This window comes from Anaerotignum lactatifermentans (genome assembly GCF_014982935.1).
Lineage (GTDB): Bacteria > Bacillota > Clostridia > Lachnospirales > Anaerotignaceae > Anaerotignum > Anaerotignum lactatifermentans.
In genome coordinates this window covers 29,882-51,202 of record NZ_JADCKK010000015.1, presented here as the reverse complement: position 1 = coordinate 51,202, position 21,321 = coordinate 29,882, and the positions used below count along the sequence as shown (strand labels likewise).

Genomic DNA, 21,321 nt, shown 5'->3' with positions numbered 1-21,321 from the left:
GGAGGCGATAGGCATGACAGAGATCAAAGTCAACAAAGACGCCCCCCGTCAGGTGGTGCGTATGCTGGTAGATAACCAGCCCAATGTACTGGCTCGGATTTCCAGCCTGTTTGGCAGAAGAAATTTTAACATCAGCACCATTACCGCATCAGAAACCCACATTCCGGGGCTTACCAGAATTACAGTCGTTACTGGGGAAAATGATGAAAATGTACTGCATCAGATCATTGCCCAGACAGAAAAACTGGAAGTAGTGCGGGAAATCTATCTGCTGGATATGAAAAACAGCGTATATCGCGAATTGCTGCTGGTGAAAATCCGCACAGACAAAAATGAAAGAAGCGCATTACACGAAATCGTGGATATTTATAGAGGGAAGATCATCGACCTTTCCAAAAACAGTATGATTGTTGAACTGACAGGCTCTCCTGAGAAGCTGGACGGCTTTATGAACATGGTATCCTGCTATGATATCATCGAAGTATGCCGTACAGGCATCACAGGCATTGAACGGGGTCTTGCAGAATGAAAAAGTTACAAAAGAAGAAACGGGAAAAACCCGGAAGAAAAGGAGACGATACGAATGATTAAAAAGTATTATGATCAGGATTGTAATTTGGCAATGTTGGACGGCAAAACAATTGCTGTCATCGGTTTTGGCAGCCAGGGTCATGCCCATGCACAGAACCTGAAAGAAAGCGGTATGAACGTTGTGGTTGGTCTGAGAAAAGGCTCCGCACATACAGCAAAAGCAGAAGCAGCTGGTCTGAAAGTTATGGAAATTGAAGAAGCTGCAGAAGCAGGCGATGTAGTAATGATGCTGGTACCCGACGAACTGGCACCTGAAATCTACAAAAACCAGGTAGCAAAACATATGAAAGATGGCGATATTCTGGCATTTGCCCATGGTTTTAACATTCATTACAACCAGATTCAGCCTGCAAAAGGTTTGGACGTTATCATGATCGCGCCCAAAGGTCCTGGTCATATCGTACGTAAACTGTATACAGAAGGCGCAGGCGTACCCAGCCTGATCGCTGTTTATCAGGATGCTTCCGGCAAAGCAAAAGACTACGCACTGGCTTATGCTTCCGGTATCGGCGCAGGTCGTGCAGGTATCCTGGAAACAACATTCAAAGAAGAAACAGAAACAGACCTGTTTGGTGAACAGGCAGTACTGTGCGGCGGCGTAACAGAACTGATGAAAGCTGGTTTCGAAACACTGGTAGAAGCTGGTTATGAACCTGAAATGGCTTACTTTGAATGTATCCATGAAATGAAACTGATCGTTGACCTGATCTATGAAGGCGGCTTTGATAAAATGCGTTATTCCATCTCCAACACAGCGGAATACGGCGATTACATCGCAGGCAAACGCGTTATCACAGAAGAAGCAAGAGCCGGCATGAAGAGCCTGCTGGCAGACATTCAGGATGGTACTTTCGCAAGCACATTCGTTCAGGAAATGAACGCAGGCGGCAAAGCGAAATTCTTGGCATCCAGAAGAGTACAGGCAGATCACCAGCTGTGTCACGTAGGCGCAGAACTGCGTCAGATGATGAGCTGGCTGAAGAAATAAGAATAGAATAGAAAAGTTCAGCAAAGTAAAGAAGAAGGAGGAAGGGGAATTCCTCGTGGAAAAGCACCCGAAAGGGTGCTTTTCCTGTATATGGAACGTGCCCTCATACATATATGAAGAATCTGAGAAGTGCAAGTGTAACACAAGGTGTTGAAAAAGCCCCTATGCGCAGCCTGTTTTATGCCATGGGGTATACAAAAGAAGAACTGGATCGTCCGTTGATTGGCGTAGTTTCTGCTCATAGTGAAATTGTTCCCGGACATTTTCATCTGGATAAAGTAGCAGAAGCCGTAAAAGCCGGTATCCGTATGGCTGGCGGTACCCCCATCGAAGTGCCTGCCATTGGCGTTTGTGACGGCATCGCCATGGGGCATATTGGCATGAAATATAGCCTTGCCAGCCGTGAACTCATTGCGGACAGTGTGGAAACCATGGCAATGGCACATTGCTTTGATGGTCTGGTACTGGTACCCAACTGCGATAAGATTGTTCCCGGTATGGTTATGGCAGCAGCAAGAATCAATCTGCCTGCCATTGTTTGCTCTGGTGGTCCTATGATGCCCGGTATTGTAGATGATACCCATAAGAGCCTGTCTGAAATGTTCGAAGCCGTTGGCGCTAGAAAAGCAGGGCTCATTGATGATAACAAACTGTATGAATTTGAAAATAATGCATGTCCAGGCTGTGGTTCCTGTGCTGGTATGTTCACTGCAAACAGTATGAACTGTCTGTGTGAAGCCATTGGTATGGCGCTGCCCGGCAATGGTACCATTCCTGCGGTGCATAGCGGCAGATTGCAGCTGGCAAAACACGCTGGCATGAAAATTATGGAACTGGTGGAAAAAGACATCAAAGCAAGAGATATCATTACAGAAGCATCTATCCGTAATGCCGTTGCCTGTGATATGGCACTGGGTTGTTCTTCCAACAGCGTACTGCACCTGCTTGCCATTGCAAACGAAGCAGGCGTAGATTTGGATTTGAACGTATTCAATGAAATTTCCGCAAAAGTTCCGAATCTGTGCCATCTGGCACCGGCTGGCGATACTTATATCGTAGACTTGCAGCAGGCAGGCGGTATCCCTGCGGTACAGGCAGAATTGTCTAAAAAAGGACTGCTGGATCTGAATTGCATGACAGTAACCGGTCATACATTGGGTGATAATATCGCAGGCGCATATAACCGCAATCCTGAAATTATCCGTCCTGTGGAAACCCCTTACAGCGAAACAGGCGGTATTGCAATTTTGTGGGGCAATATTGCGAAAGAAGGCTGTGTTGTCAAACGCAGTGCTGTGGCGGAAGAAATGCTGTGTCATACAGGTCCCGCAAGAGTATTCGATGATGAAAGTTTTGCCATCGAAGCTATTTATAATGGCGAAATCAAACCTGGAGATGTGGTTGTAATCCGCTATGAAGGACCGAAAGGTGGTCCCGGTATGCGTGAAATGCTGAATCCTACCAGTGCATTGGCAGGTATGAAGCTGGATAAGTCTGTAGCGCTCATCACAGACGGAAGATTCTCCGGTGCAAGCCGTGGCGCTTCCATCGGTCATGTTTGCCCTGAAGCGGCAGCAGGCGGCGAAATTGGTCTGCTGAAAGATGGTGATCTCATCGAAATCGACATCCCCAATGCATCCATCAATGTCAAACTGACAGATGAAGAACTGGAAGAAAGAAGAAAAGCTTATGTAGCACCTGCGCCGAAAGTAACCAGTGGATGGCTGGCAAGATACGGCAGAATCGTTTCTGCGGCAAGCAAAGGCGCTGTTATGAAATAATAGAAGCGAAAAAGAAAACATGTTTTAGGACTGTTTCATAAGAAAACAAAGAGAGCTGAAATCCTTTCATTACAAAGAATTTCAGCTCTTTTATTTTACAAAGAATTTATTTGAATTTGCAGTCCCTATTAAAGAAACCAGATGCAAACAGGAGTCTGTTTTAGGGGCATCTTCATAAGAAAACAAAGAAAGCTAAAATCCTTATCATAACAAAGGATTTTAGCTTTCTTATTTTTAATTAAGATTTTTTGTTATGTTTTCTTATGAAGACAGCTGTCGCAATTCCCCTTAAGAAATCAAGGAAACGAAAAAACAATGTTTTCTTAAGGGGAAGTTGCTTTGCATGTTTCTTTTTTTCGGATTAAATTCCAGCTTTTTGCAGTTCAATAAAGTGTTTCGCTGTGCGAGGACTTCTGCCATTACAGCGGATGGCAAAGGCTTCTGCTTTGATGCAGAGTTCTTCTGCGTCCATGGAAACACCATATTGTTTTGCCAGATGTTTTACAATGGACAGATAGTCGTCTTTTCCTGGTTTTTGGAATGTAATGGTCAGACCGAAACGGGCAGCCAGACTCATGGTTTCCTGAAGGGTATCGTTCAGATAAAGTTCATCGCCCTGACGTTCTGTCATGGTTTCTTTCACCAGATGCCGACGATTGCTGGTGGCGTAAATGAGTACATTTTTGCCGCAGGAAGCAACGCCGCCTTCCAGTATGGCTTTCAGTGCCGCAAAGTCATCATCATTGCTGGAAAAACTCAGGTCGTCAATGAAAATAATGAATTTCAGGGGATTGCCGGAAAGTTCATCCAAGATGTCAGGAAGTTCGTAAAGCTCATTTTTCTTCACTTCCAGAAGCCGTAAGCCCTGTTTTTGAAGGGAAGTGGCAATGGCTTTTACTGTGGTGCTTTTGCCTGTACCTGCGTCACCGTAAAGCAGCACATTAGAAGCGGTTCCGCCTTCCAGAAAGACCTGTGTATTGCGGAGTACCTGATTTCTTTCCCGTTCGTAGCCAGTCAGGTCTTCCAGTGTCTGCATGTCAGGATGCTTCACAGGATAAATTGCACCGTGACGGAACAAGAACGTATGGTATTGGGCGTACATGCCGTAGCCTGTATAGGGCAGGGCATCCAAATGCTTACGGTAATCTGCGTGGAAATCCAGGACGGATGTTTCCCAGCGGGGCAGAAGGTGTGTGAATCCCGCATCCTGCAAAGATTTTTGTACTTCTTCTGCCGTCAGAAGGGACAAATTTTGTATGATTTCCAGTTCTTTATCCAGCTGTTGTTCTAGGAAAGGGGAAAATTCTTTTTTTCTGGCTTTGGCTTTCAGATAATCGGTTTCTGTGTGGAAAAGTAGTTCATACAGTCCGCAGGAAAAATTGCCAGAAATTTCTCTTTCATTTTCAGCATAACAACGATAGATTTCAGATGTAAAGTCACAATATGCTGAAACGGCAGCAGACAGAGCAGTTTTGTTTCCCTCTGCCAGAGAAAGCATGGATTCCATCATTGTAGAAAATGACTGGAGCAAAGGTTCCTGCAGCAAAGGTCGCAGGATGGTCAGTGTTTGTAATCTCTCATAAAGTTCTTTTGTATGTTGTTCCATAACGCACTTCCTTTGTATGAAAATAAGTACAATTTGTAATGGGCTTAGTATAGCATGTTTTGTATGGGATTGTAAACAAAAAAAGTGCGAAAAATCGTATGTGGAAGCAGTTTGGTCTTTATGAGATTTTCTGAATAATGTTGCAAAAGCAACTTGAGAAACTGTGAAAATGAGAGTAAAATAAGGACAAAATCATTAAAATTTTGAATGAAAAGGAAGGGATATCATATGAAAAAAGCAATTTCTTTCTTTCTTGCTGCAGTTCTGGGTATTTCTATGCTGGCTGGCTGCGGTGCTAAGGAAGCAGACCCCGTTGCGGTAAATGTAGGCGCCATGAAAGGACCTACAGCCATGGGCATGGTAAAAATGATGGAAGATGATGAGAGTGGTGCCACAGCCCCCAATGATTACAATTTTTCATTACTGGCATCTCCAGATGAAGTGACACCAATGCTGGTGAAAGGGGAACTGGATATTGCCGCATTGCCTGCAAACCTGGCAGCAGTTCTTTACCAGAATATGGAACAGAATTTGAGCGTATTAGCAATCAATACACTGGGTGTCATTTATATTGTGGAAGATGGGGACACCGTGCAGTCTGTGGCTGATTTGAAAGGAAAAACCATCTATGCCTCCGGGAAGGGTTCTACACCGGAATACGGTTTGAATTATATTCTGGAAGAAAATGGACTGAATCCAGAAACAGATGTGAATATTGAATGGAAAACAGAACATGCAGAATGCGTGGCAGCACTGGCTGCAAATCCTTCTGCTATCGCTATGCTGCCTCAGCCTTTTGTAACAACAGCACAGATGCAGAATGAAAACCTGCGGATCGCATTGGATTTGAGTGCGGAATGGGATGCACTGCAGGAAGGCAAAGAAAATCCCAGTGGCATGATCACAGGTGTTGTGGTAGTACGGAATGATTTCCTGGAAGAAAATCCAGAAGCAGTGGAACTGTTCATGGAACAGTATGCTTCTTCTGTGGACTATGTGAACGCCAATACAGCAGAAGCGGATGCACTCATTGAAAAATACGATATTCTGAAAGCAGCAGTTGCAGAAAAAGCATTGCCTTACTGCAATATCGTCTGCATCACAGGCGATGAAATGCAGGATAAGCTGGGCGGATATCTGGAAGAACTTTATGCACAGAATCCCAAAGCAGTAGGCGGCGCACTGCCGGAAGATGGTTTCTACTATCATGGTGCGTAAGGGTTCTATGAAAATATGGGCGATTCTCTTTTGGTTGGTAATCTGGCAAATAGGGAGCATGTGTCTGGGACAGGAGATACTTTTGGTATCTCCTGTTGCTGTAGGTATGCGTCTTTTGACCCTTTTGCCAGATCCATCCTTCTGGGGGAGCATCGCTTTTTCGGCATGCAGAATTTTAGGCGGGTTTGCGTTGGCGGCTCTACTGGGAATATTGACAGCAGTGGGAGCGGCAAGGTATACCAGATTTCGTGAATTGATGGCGCCCTTGGTATCGGTCATCAAAACAACACCTGTGGCATCTTTCGTCATATTAGCATTGTTTTGGTTTTCTTCTCGCAGCCTGTCGATATTTATTTCTTTCCTGATGGTATTTCCTATTGTGTATACCAATATCTTGCAGGGAATATCGCAAACAGACCGCCAGCTTTTGGAAATGGGGCAGGTCTTTGGATTGTCTATGAAAAAGAAGATACGGTATATTTATTTCCCGCAGGTATTTCCTTACCTTCGTTCTGCTTTTGCAGTAGGGCTTGGGCTTTGTTGGAAGGCTGGTACGGCGGCAGAAGTTATTGGCATTCCAGACGGTTCCATTGGGGAACGGCTGCAGGAAGCGAAAATCTACTTGCAGATGCCGGACTTGTTTGCATGGACAGTGACTATTATTGTGGTAAGTTTGCTCATCGAGAAACTTATATTGTGGATTTTGGATGTTATTGATCGCAGGAATAGGGGGATCGGAAAAGCATGATCGAAATGAAACATATTACAAAAACATATGGTGATCTTACAGTTTTTTCTGATTTCTCTATGGAAATTCCAGAAGGTGAGGTTCTTTGTCTCATGGGAAAATCCGGCAGAGGCAAGACCACTCTGCTGCGGATGCTTATGGGACTGGAACAGCCGGATGCAGGCTGCATCACTGGTCTGGAAGGAAAAAAGATCAGTGTTGTTTTTCAGGAGGATAGATTGCTGCCGGGCTTTACCGTGCGCCAGAATTTATACAGTGTCTGTGAAAGCGCGTTGCAGCAGGAACACATGATGCGGATATTGACTGGTCTTGGATTGGAAGAATGGATTGACCGGGAGGTTGCTGTGCTCAGCGGTGGTATGCAGCGACGGGTGGCTATATGCAGGGCACTGTTGGTATCCTATGATTTTCTCATACTGGATGAGCCTTTTCGCGGATTGGATGATAAAACAAGAGAAATTGCCATAAAATTGGTATTGGAAGAGGCAAAGGGACGTACGATTTTATTGTCTACGCATGATGCCGAAGAAGGGAAATTGATGGGTGGAAAAATACTGAATTTAGATGCATATTTGACATAAAAATTTGGAAGATTTTACCTTTAATCTCCCGGGAAATTGCTTGCATGCGAACAAATTTTATGTTAAAATGGGTGATGTAGAGAGAAAAAATGGAATGTGTGTATAAAAATGTTACTTTTATGACGAATACAAATGTATACAGTGTGCTATATCGAATTTGCTCCACTGAGATTGGAAAGAAATTTGGAAAAGAGGTAACGCAGTATGATTAACAATTTTGAAAGCAACGTGCAATACATCAAGTACTTGGTAAACAAGGAAGTGGCAAAACGATTTTTCATAGGAAATCTGGACAATTCCATTGATTCTGTTAGAGAAATCGCAGAGGAGATCATTCCTGGTCCTAAGGCGCTGTTCCGCTGCTGTATTTATAAAGAACGTCACATCATTGAAGACCGTGTGCGTCTGGTTATGGAATCCACAAAAGATAACCGTGTCATCAATGTGTTGGATTCTGCATGTGATGAATGTCCCATTGACCGTTTTGTTGTAACAGAAGCCTGCCGTGGTTGTCTGGGGCACAAATGTCAGGAAGTATGTCCCAGAGGCGCAATCACCATCGTAAATCACCGTTCATACATCAATCAGGAACTTTGTATCGAATGTGGTCGTTGTAAACAGGTTTGCCCTTTCAACGCCATCAGTGAAGTAAAACGCCCTTGCATTCGTTCCTGCTCCGTAGGTGCAGTGAAAATGGATGAAAATAGAAAAGCGGTCATTGACCATGAAAAATGTATTTCCTGCGGCGCATGTATTTATCAGTGTCCTTTTGGCGCCATTGTAGATAAATCTTTTGTTGTGGATGTGCTGAATCTGCTGAAAAACTCCTGGAATAACACCAGCTATCATGTTTACGCTGTTGTTGCGCCGGCTGTTTCCAGTCAGTTCCAAGGCGTAAAGACAGAACAGGTTTACGCAGGTATCAAGGAACTTGGTTTCTATGATGTGGTAGAAGCTGCCATCGGTGCTGATATGGTATCTGCTTTTGAGGCAAAAGAACTGGCAGAAACTGTGGAAGAAAAAGGTTGGAAAACTTCTTCCTGCTGCCCTGCCTTTGTAGATTATGTAGAAAAGAACTATCCTCAGTTTGTAGACCATATTTCTACAGCTGTTTCTCCGATGATTGCTATAGCCCGTGCCATTAAGGCGAAAGATAAGAAAGCGCGTGTGGTATTTGTAGGTCCCTGCACAGCGAAAAAGGTAGAAATGAAGCGGGAAGCACTGAAGGATGCAGTGGATATTGTTATCACATTTGAAGAATTACAGGCGATTTTTGATGCCAGAGAAATTGATCTGGTTAGTCTGGAACCCAGAATGGCTGGGGAAGCTTCTTCCTTTGGCCGTAACTTCGCAAGAACAGGCGGCGTAACAGAAAGTGTTGCCCATACACTGGAACTGAGCGGTCTGGATCTGGATGTGAAAGCCGTACGCTGCAATGGTATTGATGAATGCATCAAGGCTATGAAGATGGCATCTTTCGGCAAGCTGGATGCAAACTTCATCGAAGGTATGGCATGTAAACATGGCTGTACTGGTGGGGCAGCTTCTTTGCTCCATGATGCAAAAGGTATCGAAATGATCAATCGCTATGGCAAAGAATCCAAGACAGATAATCCATTGGATATTTTGGAAAAATTCCCTATTGATAATATCAATATGGAACGTTTCAACCACGAAGATTAAAATCAGAAAGCCCTTATGGTTATGACCATAAGGGCTTTTTTTATTGGGTGCTTTAGCTTAACAAAACCCCTAGTTCTACTAGGGGTAAATAGAATACTTTAGTATATAAAACCTCCTGATTATAATTTTAGAATGAAGGTTTGGCGACCGCATTACTAAAACAAATCAGGAGGTTTTTGACATGAAAAATGAAATAAAAAACACAGCACATTCTAAATACAGATGCCAATATCATATCGTATTTGCACCGAAATATAGAAGAAAAGTGATATACAAAGAATTAAGAGCAGATATAGGACAAATCATCAGAAAATTGTGCGAAGAAAAGAAAGTTGAGATTCTTGAAGCACAAGCCTGCCCAGACCATATCCATATGTTAGTAAGTATACCACCATATTTGAGTGTAGCACAGTTTATAGGGTTTCTCAAGAGCAAGAGTGCCCTGATGATATTTGATCGACATGCAAATCTAAAATATAGATATGGGAGAAGAAATTTCTGGGCGAGAGGATATTTTGTTGACACAGTAGGGAGAAATGAAAAGGTGATAAAAGAGTACATAAAAAATCAGCTGGAAGAAGATTATATGGCAGATCAGATTTCATTAAAAGAGTATACAGACCCGTTTACGGGTAATAGAGGAGAATAAGGCAAAAAAAGACAGCCACTTTTAGTGGCTGCCTGTAATTGTAATGCGATGCCAAATCTTCAATATTCCCTTTTAGGGAATCAGCACGTAATACCCCTTCTAGGGGTTGTTCAAACCACTAGTTAACTAGTGGTTTTGATTAAGATTTGTTTTGGTTGCGCAGATGCATGTAAACGGTATTTTTGGAGATTCCCAAATGATTTGCAATGGTGACAACGGAATCTTTCAAGTTAAAAATACCTTTTTGCGCTAATAAATAAATGATTTCTTTATTTTTATTAGAAGAGGTGATGGTAGGGTTTGCATAAACGGTTTTCTTTGCGTTTTCCAACGCATCTAACATCAGTTCTTCCGTATTTTCCACAAAAGTTTCGGATATGTTTTCGTGATCTGAGTGAGACTGCGGAAAAAATGACTGCATAAAGGATAGCAGAGAAATATTCAAATAAAAATTAATGCAGAACAGACCGATGATGCGATTGTTTTCCCCCAGAATGGCAGAAGTGAACGCTTTGAATGTTTCTCCCCGTTTGTTTTTGGCAAAATAATTGATGTGGCGTAAAGTAGGATCTGCCAACATCTGATTCAAAAAGGAGAGGGTCAGCTCTGAAATAGGTGCGCCTGCCTGACGTCCAGAATGATATCCGTTAACGATCATCATAACTGATGCATCCAGTCGTTCCAGATTATGGATAATGATCTCGCAGTTTTCGCCCCAAAATTCAGCCATACCGGTTGCAACAGTGCAGTAAGAGTTGAGAATGCGACGGTCTTCTGTTGTGAGTGTAATATTATAGTGCTCCATGTGATGATTCCCTCCATTTGTACTGTTTTCAGTATACTTGGTTTTGGAGGCTATTTCAATAGAAGAACCACATTTTGTCTGACAGAAAAAACAAAAGCCTTTGTCAAAAGACAAAGGCTTTTTTCAATGAGTCACTCGGGACTCGAACCCGAGACACCTGGATTAAAAGTCCAGTGCTCTACCAACTGAGCTAGTGACCCGCACCAACGAAGATAAGTATACACAAAAGGAAAGGCTTTGTCAATGAAAAATTTTGTATTTCTTTTCAAACAAAAAAGGTGGTCTGAAAAGCAACTTCCCCTTAAGAAAACATTGAGTTTCGCTTTCTTGATTTCTTAAGGGGAATTGCGATGGCTGTCTTCATAAGAAAACAAATCAAATAAAATCTTAATATTATAAGAAAGCCGGAACCCTTTGTCATGATAAGGATTTCGGTTTTCTTTGTTTTCTTATAAAGATGCCCCTAATGGACTGCCTTTTTGCTGTTTCAAATTGATATTATTTCTTTTCTGGTACGATTTCCAGCCAGTAGTTATCGGGGTCATTGATGAAATAAATACCCATTTCTGGATTTTCAAAACAGATGCAGCCCATTTCTTTGTGTTTTCCATGAGCAGCGTCGTAATCTGCAACGGTAAAAGCCAGATGGAATTCGTTTTCGCCCAGGTTATAAGGTTCTTTTCTGTCACGAAGCCATGTCAGTTCCAGCTGAAAATCTGTCACGCCATCGCCCAGATAAACCAGTTTCCAGCTGCCGTCCGGCGCTTCTTTCCGGCGTACTTCTTTCAGACCCAGAGCGGCTTCGTAGAAAGCCATGCTTTTTTCCAAATCCAGAACGTTGTAATTATAGTGATTGAATACAAATTTCATGTTTTTCCTCCTTTGTATCAGTGGTGGTCATGATGGTGGTCATGTCCGCATCCACAGTCATGATCGTGGTGATGGTGTTCGTGGTGATCATGCCCGCACCCACAGTCATGATCGTGATGATGATGTTCGTGGTGGTCATGTCCGCATCCGCAGTCGTCATCGTGATGATGTTCATGAGCATGTTCTGTCAGAGACTGATAGTGGTTATCCTGGAATACCATGCCCACTTTGTCTACGATCAGTGCTTTCTGTTCCAGAGAAGAAGCGGAGTCGATGGCGTTTGTAACCATTTCCATGACTTCAGATACACTGTAAATAGGGGGCAGTGCGCCCATCAAAGTCTGCATTGCAATTTTTCTTGTCTGTACAGGCAGTGTTTCCAGAGAGCTGCGTGTTTTCTGGATAAAATCAGCAAAGAGTGCTTTCTTTTCTTCTTCTGTAGCCACAGGCAGATCTTCCGGCAGATGGAACTGGAACAATTCGTCATTGAGATCGCCGAAGAAGCATTCCCGAATGAAATCTTCTGTCATGAGGACTTTCTGGGTGTCTTCTGCGAAGTCGGCAAATGTATTCACCTTCTGCAGCAGTTCATATTCTTCTTTGCCGATGGCGTTTGCTTTGTCGATAACAGGTTCTACAGCCTGTTCCAACTGTTCGTTCAGTGTATCCAGATAAGCTTCCCGTTCGGTTTCGTCCAGTTCGCCTGTCAAAAATTCGCAGACGGTATGATACAGGTCGCTGTATGTCGCATTGCTTTCTGTCAGGTCTGTAAAGCTGTATGTCAGGTAGAACAGCAGAATCAGAGAGTTCAAGTCATGAAGGATACAGGAGAAATATTCTTCCACATCCTGCAGGCTTTCCAGAACCACTTTCAAATCTTCGTAAAGATTGCTCAGTTCTTCATCTTCCATTTTGTGAGGCATGAGCATCCGTTTTTCGCCAAGCCATGTGGCAACTTCACCAAAGTATTTGCCATAGAGGGGATTGGTTTCGGGGCAGCAGAAGCCTTCAAAAGCACGCAGGGATTTTTCAATAAATTCTTTGCTTTCACCTGCAAAGGCTGCTTCCAGACTCTGGGTGATGGTGTCGTAATATTTATCACGCGCCATATGCAAAGGCAGGCATTTCAATATCTGACCCATGTAGTTTTTCTGTTCCAGCAGGTTGTTGCCGCTTTCCATGAAAGCGTGGCAGTCCGCAAAGAACAAAGACCAGTCGATTTTTTCTACTTCGATGCCTTCTTCTTTGTATTTGCGCAGGGCAACCTGATCGCTGACCAATGTGGAGTAGAGATTCCACTGGGAGAAGTAGCTGTAAACGGTTTCATAGATGGATAACAGTTCTTCTTTTTTTGCCATGCAGGCTTCCAGAGCAGCTGCACGGTCTTCCTGTTCGCCTTCCAGAATGTCTTCCAGAGACAGGAGGTAGGAACGGATGTCTTTTTTGATAGCCAGCAAATCTTCATGTATGGTGTAAGGCAAAGGCGCATCGCCTTTTTCCACATCTTCCATGGCGCTCATGAGCATCAGCAGCAGGCTGCCGACTGCCTGTTCATAAATATAATCTGCGGAAAGTTGTTTGATTTTTTCTTCCAAAGCTGTTGTCTGCAAAGGGCAGGACTCCTTTCTTTTCATATCGCATTACATTATAAAGGAAAGTCAAAAAGAGTACAAGTCTGCATTTCCTTTAAAATATAAGAAAACAGCGAAAAATCATGGCTGATTCTTCGCTGTTTGTAAAATGGCACCAAAAATAGAGCCAGTAGGGGTTATTGACAATCATTGTGATGGGCACATGTTTCACACTGTGCTTTCCACAAAGCATCGGCAGTGGGCTGCCAGTTCTTTGCGTAAGGCGTTGTGCGGTCACACAGAGTATCCACATCTTCGGGGGATTCATAGTCAGTGGATACAGCGCCGGTTTCTTTGACAATGGCACGGAGTTTTTCAGGATTTTCCAGCATAGGACAAGGTTGAAGCATATTTTCATTGAAAGGCTGCTGTCTGTGGTAAGCCATGAAAATAGGGGATTTCAGAGCTTCCAGCAATGTGCAGTTGCGGATGTTGCAGTTGGAATAGTGAATGAATACACAAGGTTCCACATCGCCTCTGGCGTTGATGTGCATATAACGACGTCCGCCGGCGATACAGCCGCCTACATACTGACCGTCGTTCTGGAAATCCATGGCAAAAATGGGTTTGCTCTGACGGAAATTCCGAATACGATGGTAAACTTCTGCACGCTGTTCCGGTGTAGGCAGAAGTTCAGGCACAGCGCCGCTGCCTACAGGCATGTAATGGAAGAACCATACAAAAAGGGCACCTGCTTCGATGATCATATCATAAAATTCTTCACTGCAAATATCGTTGTAGTTCTTGCTGGTGTAGCAAGTGGAAATGCCAAAAGGCAGTTTGTGAGATTTCAGCAAAGCCATAGCAGCTTTGACTTTCTCAAAAGTACCTTCGCCTCTGCGGCTGTCGTTGGCTTCGGCAAAGCCTTCCAGACTGATGGCAGGTACAAAGTTTTTCACACGCAGCATATCCTGACAGAATGCTTCGTCAATAAGGGTGCCGTTTGTGAAAGAAAGGAATTCGCAGTCGGAATGTTTTTCACAAAGGGCAATGACGTCTTTTTTACGTACCAAAGGTTCGCCGCCAGTGAAGATGTACATATGGGTACCTAATGCTTTCCCCTGGGTAACAATGCTGTCCAATTCGTCAAAAGTCAGATTCAGACGGTTGCCGTATTCCGCAGCCCAGCATCCGATACAGTGCATGTTGCAGGCAGATGTAGGGTCTAACAGGATTGCCCAAGGCACATTGCAGTCTTCCCGTTCGGAAACTTCTTCCTGTGTTGCACTGCCCAACAGAGCGGCATTCATAATAAAGTTCTGGAAAAATGTCTGACGTACGCCGGCATCCAGATCATATACTTTCAAAATCAGGTCATACCAATGGTTTTTGGATTCGATGACATTGCGGAAAGCATTTCTCTGTGCACGGTACCAGTCGTCTGGTGTCAATTTATCAATCAAATGCATCAATTTAGGGATGTTTGTTTCAGGGTCTTTTTCCAGATAATGCAGCCCCTGTCCAATGGCAGCCTGTAAAGCGGCATTTTTTGCTTTTTCTGTAATACGCATAACGGATAACCTCTTTTCTTTTGCGGTTGCATTTGTTATTTTTCTATCTATCTTTTTTACCAGTATATCAAATAGGAATTTATTTTCATTGGACACTTTTGGGTTTTTGTCCTAAAATTATACAAAAACAATGTTTTGTTGTCTTTGTGTACATCATGTTTCTATGTGTTTTTTCAAAAAGAGGATAAGTGAAAGAGATAAAGTTATGTGGTCATTTTACATTGATTAGTGGACATAAGAATGATAAAATAATATCAAAAAAGAAAGGGGGAGTTCTATGCCAAAGTCAACAAGAACAAAGTGCATGATTGCAAAAGGTGTTAAGAAATTGCTGGAAACCGTTTCTTTTGGAGAGATATCTGTGGGGAAAATCTGTAAACAGTGTCAAATCAGCAGAAATACCTTTTATTATCATTTCAAAGATAAATTTGATGTGATCCATTGGATTTTTTATACGGAAATCACACCTATTTTAGAAGAATCTTTTTCTATAAACCATTGGGAAGAAGGTTTGCTGGCGTTGTGTCATTATATGCAGGAGAACCGAAAATTCTATGTAAATATCCTGCGCTTCCATGGACAGAACAGTTTCATAGAATGCTTGATGGAGTTTTACGAAAATCTAGCAAAGAAAATGCTTGTGGAATCCAATCCATCCAGAAAATTTTCTCAACAGGAATTAAAATGGATTTCAAGGTTTTATGCCTATGGACTGACAGGCGGGGTTTTGGACTGGGCAAAGAGCGATATGGAAAAAGACCCTACGCCTATGGTGAAAATGGTGAGCAATCTGTTTTCCGGGGAACTGTTTGCAAAGGCGATGGTTCTGGAAAAAGCGAAAGAAAAATAAATCCTTTGGTTCTATTCCCCATTTCCATTCCATAAATTGTATTGTATGGATACGATTTTACAGGAGGGAAGACAATGGGAGCTTATGATATTTACCGCGACATTGCGGAAAGGACAAATGGTGACATTTATATTGGTGTGGTTGGACCTGTGCGGACAGGGAAATCCACATTCATCAAACGGTTTATGGATTTGCTGGTGCTGCCGAATATTGAAAACAATTATATTCGGGAACGGGCAAAAGATGAATTGCCCCAGTCTGCATCCGGCAGAACCATTATGACCACAGAGCCCAAATTTGTGCCCAATGAAGCTGTGGAAATTTCTCTGGGAGAAAATACAGATTTTCGGGTGCGAATGATTGACTGTGTTGGCTATCTGGTGCCAGAAGTGGAAGGGCATATGGATGGGGAAATGCCGCGTATGGTACATACCCCATGGTCTGAAGAACCTATGCCTTTTGTGGAAGCGGCAGAAGCGGGAACGAAAAAAGTTATTACGGACCATTCTACCGTAGGCATAGTGGTGACCACAGACGGCAGTGTGACAGAATTGGATCGGGAAAATTATCTGGAAGCAGAAGCCCGTGTCATCAAAGAATTACAGGCAATGGGGAAACCCTTTGTGGTATTGCTGAATACTGCCATGCCTTATGGGGAAGAGGCACGCAGCCTGCGAGAAGAAATGGAAGAACAGTATGGTGTACCAGTATTAGCAGTGAATGTTGCCCAACTGAAAGCGGAGGATATTCGCAATATTCTGGAAAAAATCCTCTACCGTTTCCCTTTGAAAGAACTGCGTTTTTATTGCCCCGGATGGGTGGAAACACTGGAAGATGACCATTGGCTGAAACAGGAAATGATAGAAGCACTGAAAAAACTCATGTCGCAGACAGATCGGCTGGAGGATGTGGAGTCGGCATTATCAGGACTGTCTGAAGCGGAACATTTGAAAAATGCCCACACGGAACATATGTTGCCGGGAGAAGGGGCGGCAGATATTGGGCTGAATTTCTGCGATGGATTGTTTTATGAAATCCTTAGCGAAACAGTGGATTTGCCCATTGAAAACGATTATTCACTGGTGGAAACCATCAAACTTCTTTCTCAGGTGAAAAAAGAATATGATAAGATTTCCGGCGCATTGGGAGATGTACGGCGGAAAGGCTATGGTGTGGTGACACCGGCATTTGAGGAAATCACACTGGAAAAACCAGAAGTATTCAAACAGGGCAATCGTTATGGCATCAAACTTCGTGCCAAAGGAGAATCTATCCATATGATTAAAGCCGATGTGGAAACAGAAGTTTCTCCTATCATTGGCAATGAAGAACAATCCCATGAATTTATTGATAAACTCATTGCGGATTATGAATCAGAACCGGAAAAAATCTGGGATTTGAATATCTTTGGACGAACGTTAAGTGCCATGGTCAACGACGGCATGCAGAATAAAATCTATCGTATGCCAGAAGATGCCCAGATGAAATTACAGGAAACCCTGCAAAAAATCGTCAATGAAGGCAGTGGCGGACTGATCTGCATTATTTTATAAAAAAAGAAAGATTCCGACAATTTGCCGGAATCTTTCTTTTTTTAATAGGAGAATAAGAGGGATTAGTGTAAGCCCAAAGCTACCTGCATTCCCAAGCTTACCAAGGAGATGCAGATCCAGCAGCACAGACCCATGAAGATAGGTTTTCCGCCGGATTTTACAAGCTTTACGATATCGGTGTTGAAACCGATAGCCATCATTGCCATGACGATAAAGAATTTGGATAATGTTTTCAAAGGATTGAAAACGCTGCTGTCTACACCGCCCATGGTGCACAGAGTAGTGATGATGGAGGCAAGGACGAAGAAGAGAATGAAGAAGGGGAAGATCTTTTTCAATTCATAAGAACCGCCATAAGCCTCTGTTTTTTTGCTTCTTGCTTTGTAAAATGCCAAGAACAGTGTGATCGGAATGATTGCCAGTGTACGAGTCAGTTTTACAATGGTTGCAATTTCCAATGTGTTTGCGCCGGGGTGCATGCCATCCCATGCAGCAGCAGCTGCAGTTACGGAAGAGGTATCGTTGACAGCAGTCCCTGCGAAAAGACCGAAGCCTTCGTTTGTCAGACCCAGTGCACCGCCCAGAGAGGGGAAGATCAGGGCAGCCAGTACGTTGAACAGGAAGATAACGGAAATTGCCTGTGCGATTTCTTCGTCGTTGGCGTCAATAACAGGGGCTGTTGCCGCAATGGCAGAACCGCCGCAGATGGAGGAACCAACGCCGATGAGGATGGAGCTGTTTTCATCCATATGCATCAAGCGATGCAGGACATAAGATACGATCAGGGATGTAGCAATGGTGGAAACGATGATGGGCAAAGAAGTTGCGCCAACCATTGCAATCTCAGACAGGTTCAGCCCGAAACCAAGCAGAATAACTGCATACTGCAGAATCTTTTTGGATGTGTATTGAATGCCTTTCTGGAACATTCCTTTTTGACGGAAAATCTGTGTGAGGATCATCCCAAGAACGATGGCAAAAACGGGAGCACCAATCACAGGAAGCTTATGCCCTAGCCACCAGCATGGCAGTGCAAGCAAAAAACATAACAGTACGCCGGGAATTTTTTCTTTTACTTGTAACATAATCGCAACTCCTTTTTATTCTGGAAAATTCAACCAATCTTTTTGTTGTGTTTAGTATAACATAAAATAACAATAATGAAAAATTATTAATAATTATTTAACAATAATATTAAATTATTAATAAAACAAAAAAGACATTTGAAAAAATGTCTTTTTTGGCGGTAATTTTACTTGTTTTTTACATACAGGTACGATAGATATTACAAAGCTCATCCAACAGCTGTTTTTGGCTGAAATCCTCTCGGCATACCAGATTGATTTCACGGAATGTCTGGAAATTGACGATGGGAATGACTTTCAGACGTCCGCTGCGTTCTTCGGAAATACAGGTGGAGTGGGCAATAACAGATACACCCAGATTGGATTGTACCAAATCTTTAATAGTAGAAACGCTGTCGATTTCCAAAATAACATGGAAGTTTTGCAGGCTTTCCCCACAGCCTTCCAGATAGGTTTCGAACATATGACGGGTGCCGGCACCTCTGGGGCGGACAATAAGACGTTCTTTTTTGACTTCTTCCAGAGAAACATCTTTCCGGTCTGCAAAGGGATGATCCGGCGATACAATCAGACAGAGATAATCGGTATCCAATAATATAGAAGTCAGTCCTTTGTCCGGAATATGACCTTCTACAATGGCAATATCTACTTCATAAGCCTTTAATTTGTTGGTGATGTTTCGAATGGTATCTGTCAGTATGGTGATTTTGGTATCGGGATATTGGTTGCAGTATGTGGCAATGACACGAGGTACGATATTTTCTTCCGCAGAAGGAGTAATGCCAATGACAAAACGGTTGACACCGTTGCGGTATGCTTCAAAATCATTGAGCAGATTGGAGTAAAGGGCTTTTTCTCGACGGGCATATTTTTCCAGAATCTTACCCTCTGGTGTCAGTACCATTCCTTTGGTGCCTTTCAAAAAGATTTTGATGCCGTATTCCTGCTCCAATCCGCGAATATGCTGGCTTACTGCCGGCTGTGTCAAAGAAAGCATCTGGGCTGCTTTTGTATAGCTCTGGGCTTCGATGAGTGTCAGTAATGTGGTTAATTTTGCGTCGATCATAAATTTCACCTGCCTTCAAAAAAAATATTACAAAATTTTATATAATCACAAAAGAATATAATTTGATTTTATCATGAAAAACTGATATAATCAATACAATAAAGTGCAGGACTTTTGAAACGGGGTGAGAATATGCTCTGGGAATATATTTCTTTTGCTATTGGAAGGGAAATGGAATTTGTATTGCGGCTTGTGATCTCCTGTATCTGTGGCGGTGTGATCGGTTTTGAGCGCAGCCGAAGAAGAAAGGAAGCTGGTATTCGGACGCATATTCTGGTGGCTTTAGGGGCTTCTATGATGATGATTGTATCGAAATATGCCTTTTTTGACGTATTGGCTTATCGGGATATTACTGTAGACGCATCCAGAATTGCTGCCAATGTTATTACGGGGATTTCGTTCCTGGGCGCAGGTGTCATTTTTGTGCGTGGCGTATCTATCCGCGGATTGACCACAGCCGCGGGCATCTGGACCACAGCCGGCGCAGGGCTTGCCATTGGCGGTGGGCTGTATGTTGTGGGGATTTCTACAACCATTCTGGTTCTTGCTATTCAGGTCATCATGCATAATGTGCTGAAAAAGTGGGATGGTCCCGTTTATGAAACCATTTCTGTGACATTCCATGCGGAACTGGCAGATGGTTTGGATTTGGTCAAACGGGAACTTGCCATTCGGAAAATCATGATTCATAATATCCGCATGGAGAAGCATGAAGACCAAACGGTTACGGTAACCCTTCAGGTCAGCAGGGATAATGATGCGAATTGCGCAGAACTGGCAGAAATGTTATCGAAAAACCCCCAGGTGAAAGGCTTTAGTTTATAAAAACGGCATTTAATTTAAAAGCAGGTTTTTATTTAGAAAACATTGTTTTGCTTGTGCCGGAACTGTAAAATCATGGAAACATAAGAAAGCTGGAATCTTTTCTAATGTAAGGATTCCAGCTTTTTGTTTTTCATATAAAGGATTCTTGCTTAGGAAAGATCAGCTGCTGTGACTTTTTCCACAAAAGAATTGTCTACGAAATCTTCAAAAGGCACTCTGCTTTCCAGTTCGCCGCCCTGCTCCATGATATCTTGCAGGCGTTCATAGCTTTCCTGGGAGAAAGTGGGGTCTGTTTTCCATGTATCCTGTGCCTGATACCGTTCCAGAATGGATGTGAGTGTTTCCAAATCAGAATCAGGGAACTGAGGCAGGATGACTTCCGCAATTTCTGCCGCTGTGTGGGTATCTACCCATTGCTGTCCACGGTAGATGGCACGGGTGAAAGCTTCTATGACTTCTGGATTTTCCTGCATATAGGCATCATTTGCCATGTAAACCGTGTAAGGGATTTCACCGCAGGCAGCTCCAAGAGAAGCAACGATATACCCAGCGCCGCTGTTTTGCAGGGCTGTTGCAGTAGGTTCAAATTCTACAGTATAGTCACCAATACCGCCGGTAAATGCCCCGGCTGTGGAAGTGAAGTCAATATTATTGACAATTTCCACATCGGTGAAAGGTTCCATGTCGTTCTGACGCAGTACATATTCCAGTACCAACTCCGGCATGCCGCCTAATCTGCCGCCGATGACATCGCTTCCTTCCAGATCAGTCCACTGGAAGTCAGGAGAAGGTGTTCGGGATACCAGGAAATTCCCTGCTTTTTGTGTCAGCTGTGCAAAGGCTTTGGGATAGGCTTCCTTGCCTTCGTTGCAGACATACAGCCCAGCTTCCGTACCCAAAAGGGCAATGTCTGCCGAATCGGAGAGGAGGGCAGTCATGGATTTGTCTGCGCCATTGCCAACAGAAACGGTTACATCCAGCCCTTCTTCTTCAAAAAAGCCAAGCTCCTGCGCCACATATTGCGGTGCGTAAAATACGGAATGTACCACCTCATTGAGCCGAACAGGTGTTAAGTCTGCGGATGCTTCCTGCTGGCTGCATCCGGCGGCACAGCCAATGGTCAGTACAGCCGCTGTTAGGATTGCCATTTGTTTTTTCATGTTTTTCCCCCTGAATCATTCTGTTTTTATAGCTTATGCCATGGAGAGAAAAATGTAAGTTGTCTTTCGTTCTTTTTTTGTAAAAATTTTTTTCGGAGTTTGTCATACTTTTCTTTCCTT

General features: G+C 43.3%; 19 protein-coding genes and 1 tRNA gene. 11 read left to right on the top strand and 9 right to left on the bottom strand.

Translation table 11 applies throughout. The features are described 5' to 3' along the window. The first annotated feature begins 13 nt into the window (after positions 1–13). The 3 genes from ilvN (at position 14) to ilvD (ending at position 3,360) form a co-directional block, all read left to right on the top strand. Positions 14–529, top strand: coding sequence for an acetolactate synthase small subunit (ilvN, locus tag INF29_RS05795; protein WP_087989485.1), 516 nt, complete (start codon positions 14–16; stop codon positions 527–529). A gap of 54 nt (positions 530–583) precedes the next feature. Further along, the gene (gene ilvC / locus INF29_RS05790; RefSeq protein WP_072853520.1) at positions 584–1,579 is read left to right on the top strand and encodes a ketol-acid reductoisomerase; all 996 of its coding nucleotides are present in this window, start codon (positions 584–586) and stop codon (positions 1,577–1,579) included. A gap of 122 nt (positions 1,580–1,701) precedes the next feature. Further along, entirely contained in the window at positions 1,702–3,360 is a 1,659-nt protein-coding gene (gene ilvD, locus INF29_RS05785) for a dihydroxy-acid dehydratase (RefSeq protein WP_243184106.1), read from the top strand. 361 nt (positions 3,361–3,721) lie between these two features. On the opposite strand, the gene INF29_RS05780 is transcribed toward ilvD, so the two are convergent. Next, complete coding sequence (locus tag INF29_RS05780; protein WP_193485209.1) at positions 3,722–4,966, bottom strand: ATP-binding protein; 1,245 nt, start codon at positions 4,964–4,966, stop codon at positions 3,722–3,724. A 228-nt stretch (positions 4,967–5,194) separates the two neighbouring features. Between INF29_RS05780 and INF29_RS05775 the strand changes: the two genes are divergently transcribed. The 5 genes from INF29_RS05775 to tnpA all read left to right on the top strand — a co-directional run bounded on the left by INF29_RS05775 (position 5,195) and on the right by tnpA (position 9,845). Next, complete coding sequence (locus tag INF29_RS05775) at positions 5,195–6,184, top strand: ABC transporter substrate-binding protein (RefSeq protein WP_193485207.1); 990 nt, start codon at positions 5,195–5,197, stop codon at positions 6,182–6,184. Then, positions 6,159–6,932, top strand: coding sequence for an ABC transporter permease (locus INF29_RS05770; protein ID WP_072852288.1), 774 nt, complete (start codon positions 6,159–6,161; stop codon positions 6,930–6,932). The genes INF29_RS05775 and INF29_RS05770 overlap by 26 nt, the downstream gene beginning before the upstream one ends. Beyond that, positions 6,929–7,513, top strand: coding sequence for an ATP-binding cassette domain-containing protein (locus tag INF29_RS05765; RefSeq protein WP_193485205.1), 585 nt, complete (start codon positions 6,929–6,931; stop codon positions 7,511–7,513). Before INF29_RS05770 ends, INF29_RS05765 begins: the two co-directional genes overlap by 4 nt. 204 nt (positions 7,514–7,717) lie before the next feature. Continuing rightward, entirely contained in the window at positions 7,718–9,196 is a 1,479-nt protein-coding gene (locus INF29_RS05760) for a 4Fe-4S dicluster domain-containing protein (RefSeq protein ID WP_207728129.1), read from the top strand. A 181-nt stretch (positions 9,197–9,377) separates the two neighbouring features. Beyond that, a complete protein-coding gene (gene tnpA / locus INF29_RS05755; protein ID WP_193485203.1) occupies positions 9,378–9,845 on the top strand; it encodes an IS200/IS605 family transposase in 468 nt (155 codons plus the stop codon). A 139-nt stretch (positions 9,846–9,984) separates the two neighbouring features. On the opposite strand, the gene INF29_RS05750 is transcribed toward tnpA, so the two are convergent. The 5 genes from INF29_RS05750 to INF29_RS05730 form a co-directional block, all read right to left on the bottom strand. After that, a complete protein-coding gene (locus INF29_RS05750) occupies positions 9,985–10,650 on the bottom strand; it encodes a helix-turn-helix transcriptional regulator (RefSeq protein ID WP_072852320.1) in 666 nt (221 codons plus the stop codon). A gap of 127 nt (positions 10,651–10,777) precedes the next feature. After that, positions 10,778–10,850 (bottom strand) — tRNA-Lys (locus INF29_RS05745). A gap of 298 nt (positions 10,851–11,148) precedes the next feature. Next, positions 11,149–11,520 (bottom strand): VOC family protein, encoded by a 372-nt coding sequence (locus tag INF29_RS05740; protein ID WP_193485201.1) that lies wholly within the window; start codon positions 11,518–11,520, stop codon positions 11,149–11,151. Between the two features lie 17 nt (positions 11,521–11,537). Continuing rightward, a complete protein-coding gene (locus INF29_RS05735; RefSeq protein WP_072852294.1) occupies positions 11,538–13,130 on the bottom strand; it encodes a hypothetical protein in 1,593 nt (530 codons plus the stop codon). A 158-nt stretch (positions 13,131–13,288) separates the two neighbouring features. Beyond that, a complete protein-coding gene (locus INF29_RS05730) occupies positions 13,289–14,662 on the bottom strand; it encodes a radical SAM protein (RefSeq protein ID WP_072852296.1) in 1,374 nt (457 codons plus the stop codon). A 277-nt stretch (positions 14,663–14,939) separates the two neighbouring features. On the opposite strand from INF29_RS05730, the gene dhaS reads away from it, so the two are divergent. After that, positions 14,940–15,512 (top strand): dihydroxyacetone kinase transcriptional activator DhaS, encoded by a 573-nt coding sequence (gene dhaS / locus INF29_RS05725; protein ID WP_193485198.1) that lies wholly within the window; start codon positions 14,940–14,942, stop codon positions 15,510–15,512. Between the two features lie 74 nt (positions 15,513–15,586). Then, positions 15,587–17,065 carry a stage IV sporulation protein A gene (spoIVA, locus tag INF29_RS05720; protein WP_193485196.1) on the top strand — a complete coding sequence of 493 codons (1,479 nt, stop codon included), beginning with the start codon at positions 15,587–15,589 and terminating at the stop codon, positions 17,063–17,065. A 62-nt stretch (positions 17,066–17,127) separates the two neighbouring features. On the opposite strand, the gene INF29_RS05715 is transcribed toward spoIVA, so the two are convergent. Together INF29_RS05715 and INF29_RS05710 are read right to left on the bottom strand one after the other, a co-directional pair. Then, positions 17,128–18,150, bottom strand: coding sequence for a YeiH family protein (locus tag INF29_RS05715; RefSeq protein WP_193485193.1), 1,023 nt, complete (start codon positions 18,148–18,150; stop codon positions 17,128–17,130). Between the two features lie 178 nt (positions 18,151–18,328). Further along, positions 18,329–19,216: a LysR family transcriptional regulator gene (locus INF29_RS05710; RefSeq protein WP_022255142.1), complete on the bottom strand. Its 888-nt coding sequence runs from the start codon at positions 19,214–19,216 to the stop codon at positions 18,329–18,331. 171 nt (positions 19,217–19,387) lie between these two features. Between INF29_RS05710 and INF29_RS05705 the strand changes: the two genes are divergently transcribed. Continuing rightward, positions 19,388–20,041, top strand: a complete 654-nt coding sequence (locus INF29_RS05705; RefSeq protein ID WP_193485191.1) for an MgtC/SapB family protein — start codon at positions 19,388–19,390, stop codon at positions 20,039–20,041. A 149-nt stretch (positions 20,042–20,190) separates the two neighbouring features. Here the strand turns inward: INF29_RS05705 and INF29_RS05700 are convergent, their stop codons facing one another. After that, complete coding sequence (locus INF29_RS05700; protein WP_193485188.1) at positions 20,191–21,201, bottom strand: ABC transporter substrate-binding protein; 1,011 nt, start codon at positions 21,199–21,201, stop codon at positions 20,191–20,193. Positions 21,202–21,321: the final 120 nt, after the last annotated feature.

What these genes read in the sequence shown, in the direction of transcription:
- ilvN (WP_087989485.1), top strand. Translation starts at nt 14, where the DNA reads ATGACAGAGATCAAAGTCAACAAAGACGCCCCCCGTCAGGTGGTGCGT.
- ilvC (WP_072853520.1), top strand. Translation starts at nt 584, where the DNA reads ATGATTAAAAAGTATTATGATCAGGATTGTAATTTGGCAATGTTGGAC.
- INF29_RS05780 (WP_193485209.1), bottom strand. Translation starts at nt 4,966, where the DNA reads ATGGAACAACATACAAAAGAACTTTATGAGAGATTACAAACACTGACC.
- INF29_RS05775 (WP_193485207.1), top strand. Translation starts at nt 5,195, where the DNA reads ATGAAAAAAGCAATTTCTTTCTTTCTTGCTGCAGTTCTGGGTATTTCT.
- INF29_RS05770 (WP_072852288.1), top strand. Translation starts at nt 6,159, where the DNA reads ATGGTTTCTACTATCATGGTGCGTAAGGGTTCTATGAAAATATGGGCG.
- INF29_RS05765 (WP_193485205.1), top strand. Translation starts at nt 6,929, where the DNA reads ATGATCGAAATGAAACATATTACAAAAACATATGGTGATCTTACAGTT.
- INF29_RS05760 (WP_207728129.1), top strand. Translation starts at nt 7,718, where the DNA reads ATGATTAACAATTTTGAAAGCAACGTGCAATACATCAAGTACTTGGTA.
- tnpA (WP_193485203.1), top strand. Translation starts at nt 9,378, where the DNA reads ATGAAAAATGAAATAAAAAACACAGCACATTCTAAATACAGATGCCAA.
- INF29_RS05750 (WP_072852320.1), bottom strand. Translation starts at nt 10,650, where the DNA reads ATGGAGCACTATAATATTACACTCACAACAGAAGACCGTCGCATTCTC.
- INF29_RS05740 (WP_193485201.1), bottom strand. Translation starts at nt 11,520, where the DNA reads ATGAAATTTGTATTCAATCACTATAATTACAACGTTCTGGATTTGGAA.
- INF29_RS05730 (WP_072852296.1), bottom strand. Translation starts at nt 14,662, where the DNA reads ATGCGTATTACAGAAAAAGCAAAAAATGCCGCTTTACAGGCTGCCATT.
- dhaS (WP_193485198.1), top strand. Translation starts at nt 14,940, where the DNA reads ATGCCAAAGTCAACAAGAACAAAGTGCATGATTGCAAAAGGTGTTAAG.
- spoIVA (WP_193485196.1), top strand. Translation starts at nt 15,587, where the DNA reads ATGGGAGCTTATGATATTTACCGCGACATTGCGGAAAGGACAAATGGT.
- INF29_RS05715 (WP_193485193.1), bottom strand. Translation starts at nt 18,150, where the DNA reads ATGTTACAAGTAAAAGAAAAAATTCCCGGCGTACTGTTATGTTTTTTG.
- INF29_RS05710 (WP_022255142.1), bottom strand. Translation starts at nt 19,216, where the DNA reads ATGATCGACGCAAAATTAACCACATTACTGACACTCATCGAAGCCCAG.
- INF29_RS05705 (WP_193485191.1), top strand. Translation starts at nt 19,388, where the DNA reads ATGGAATTTGTATTGCGGCTTGTGATCTCCTGTATCTGTGGCGGTGTG.
- INF29_RS05700 (WP_193485188.1), bottom strand. Translation starts at nt 21,201, where the DNA reads ATGAAAAAACAAATGGCAATCCTAACAGCGGCTGTACTGACCATTGGC.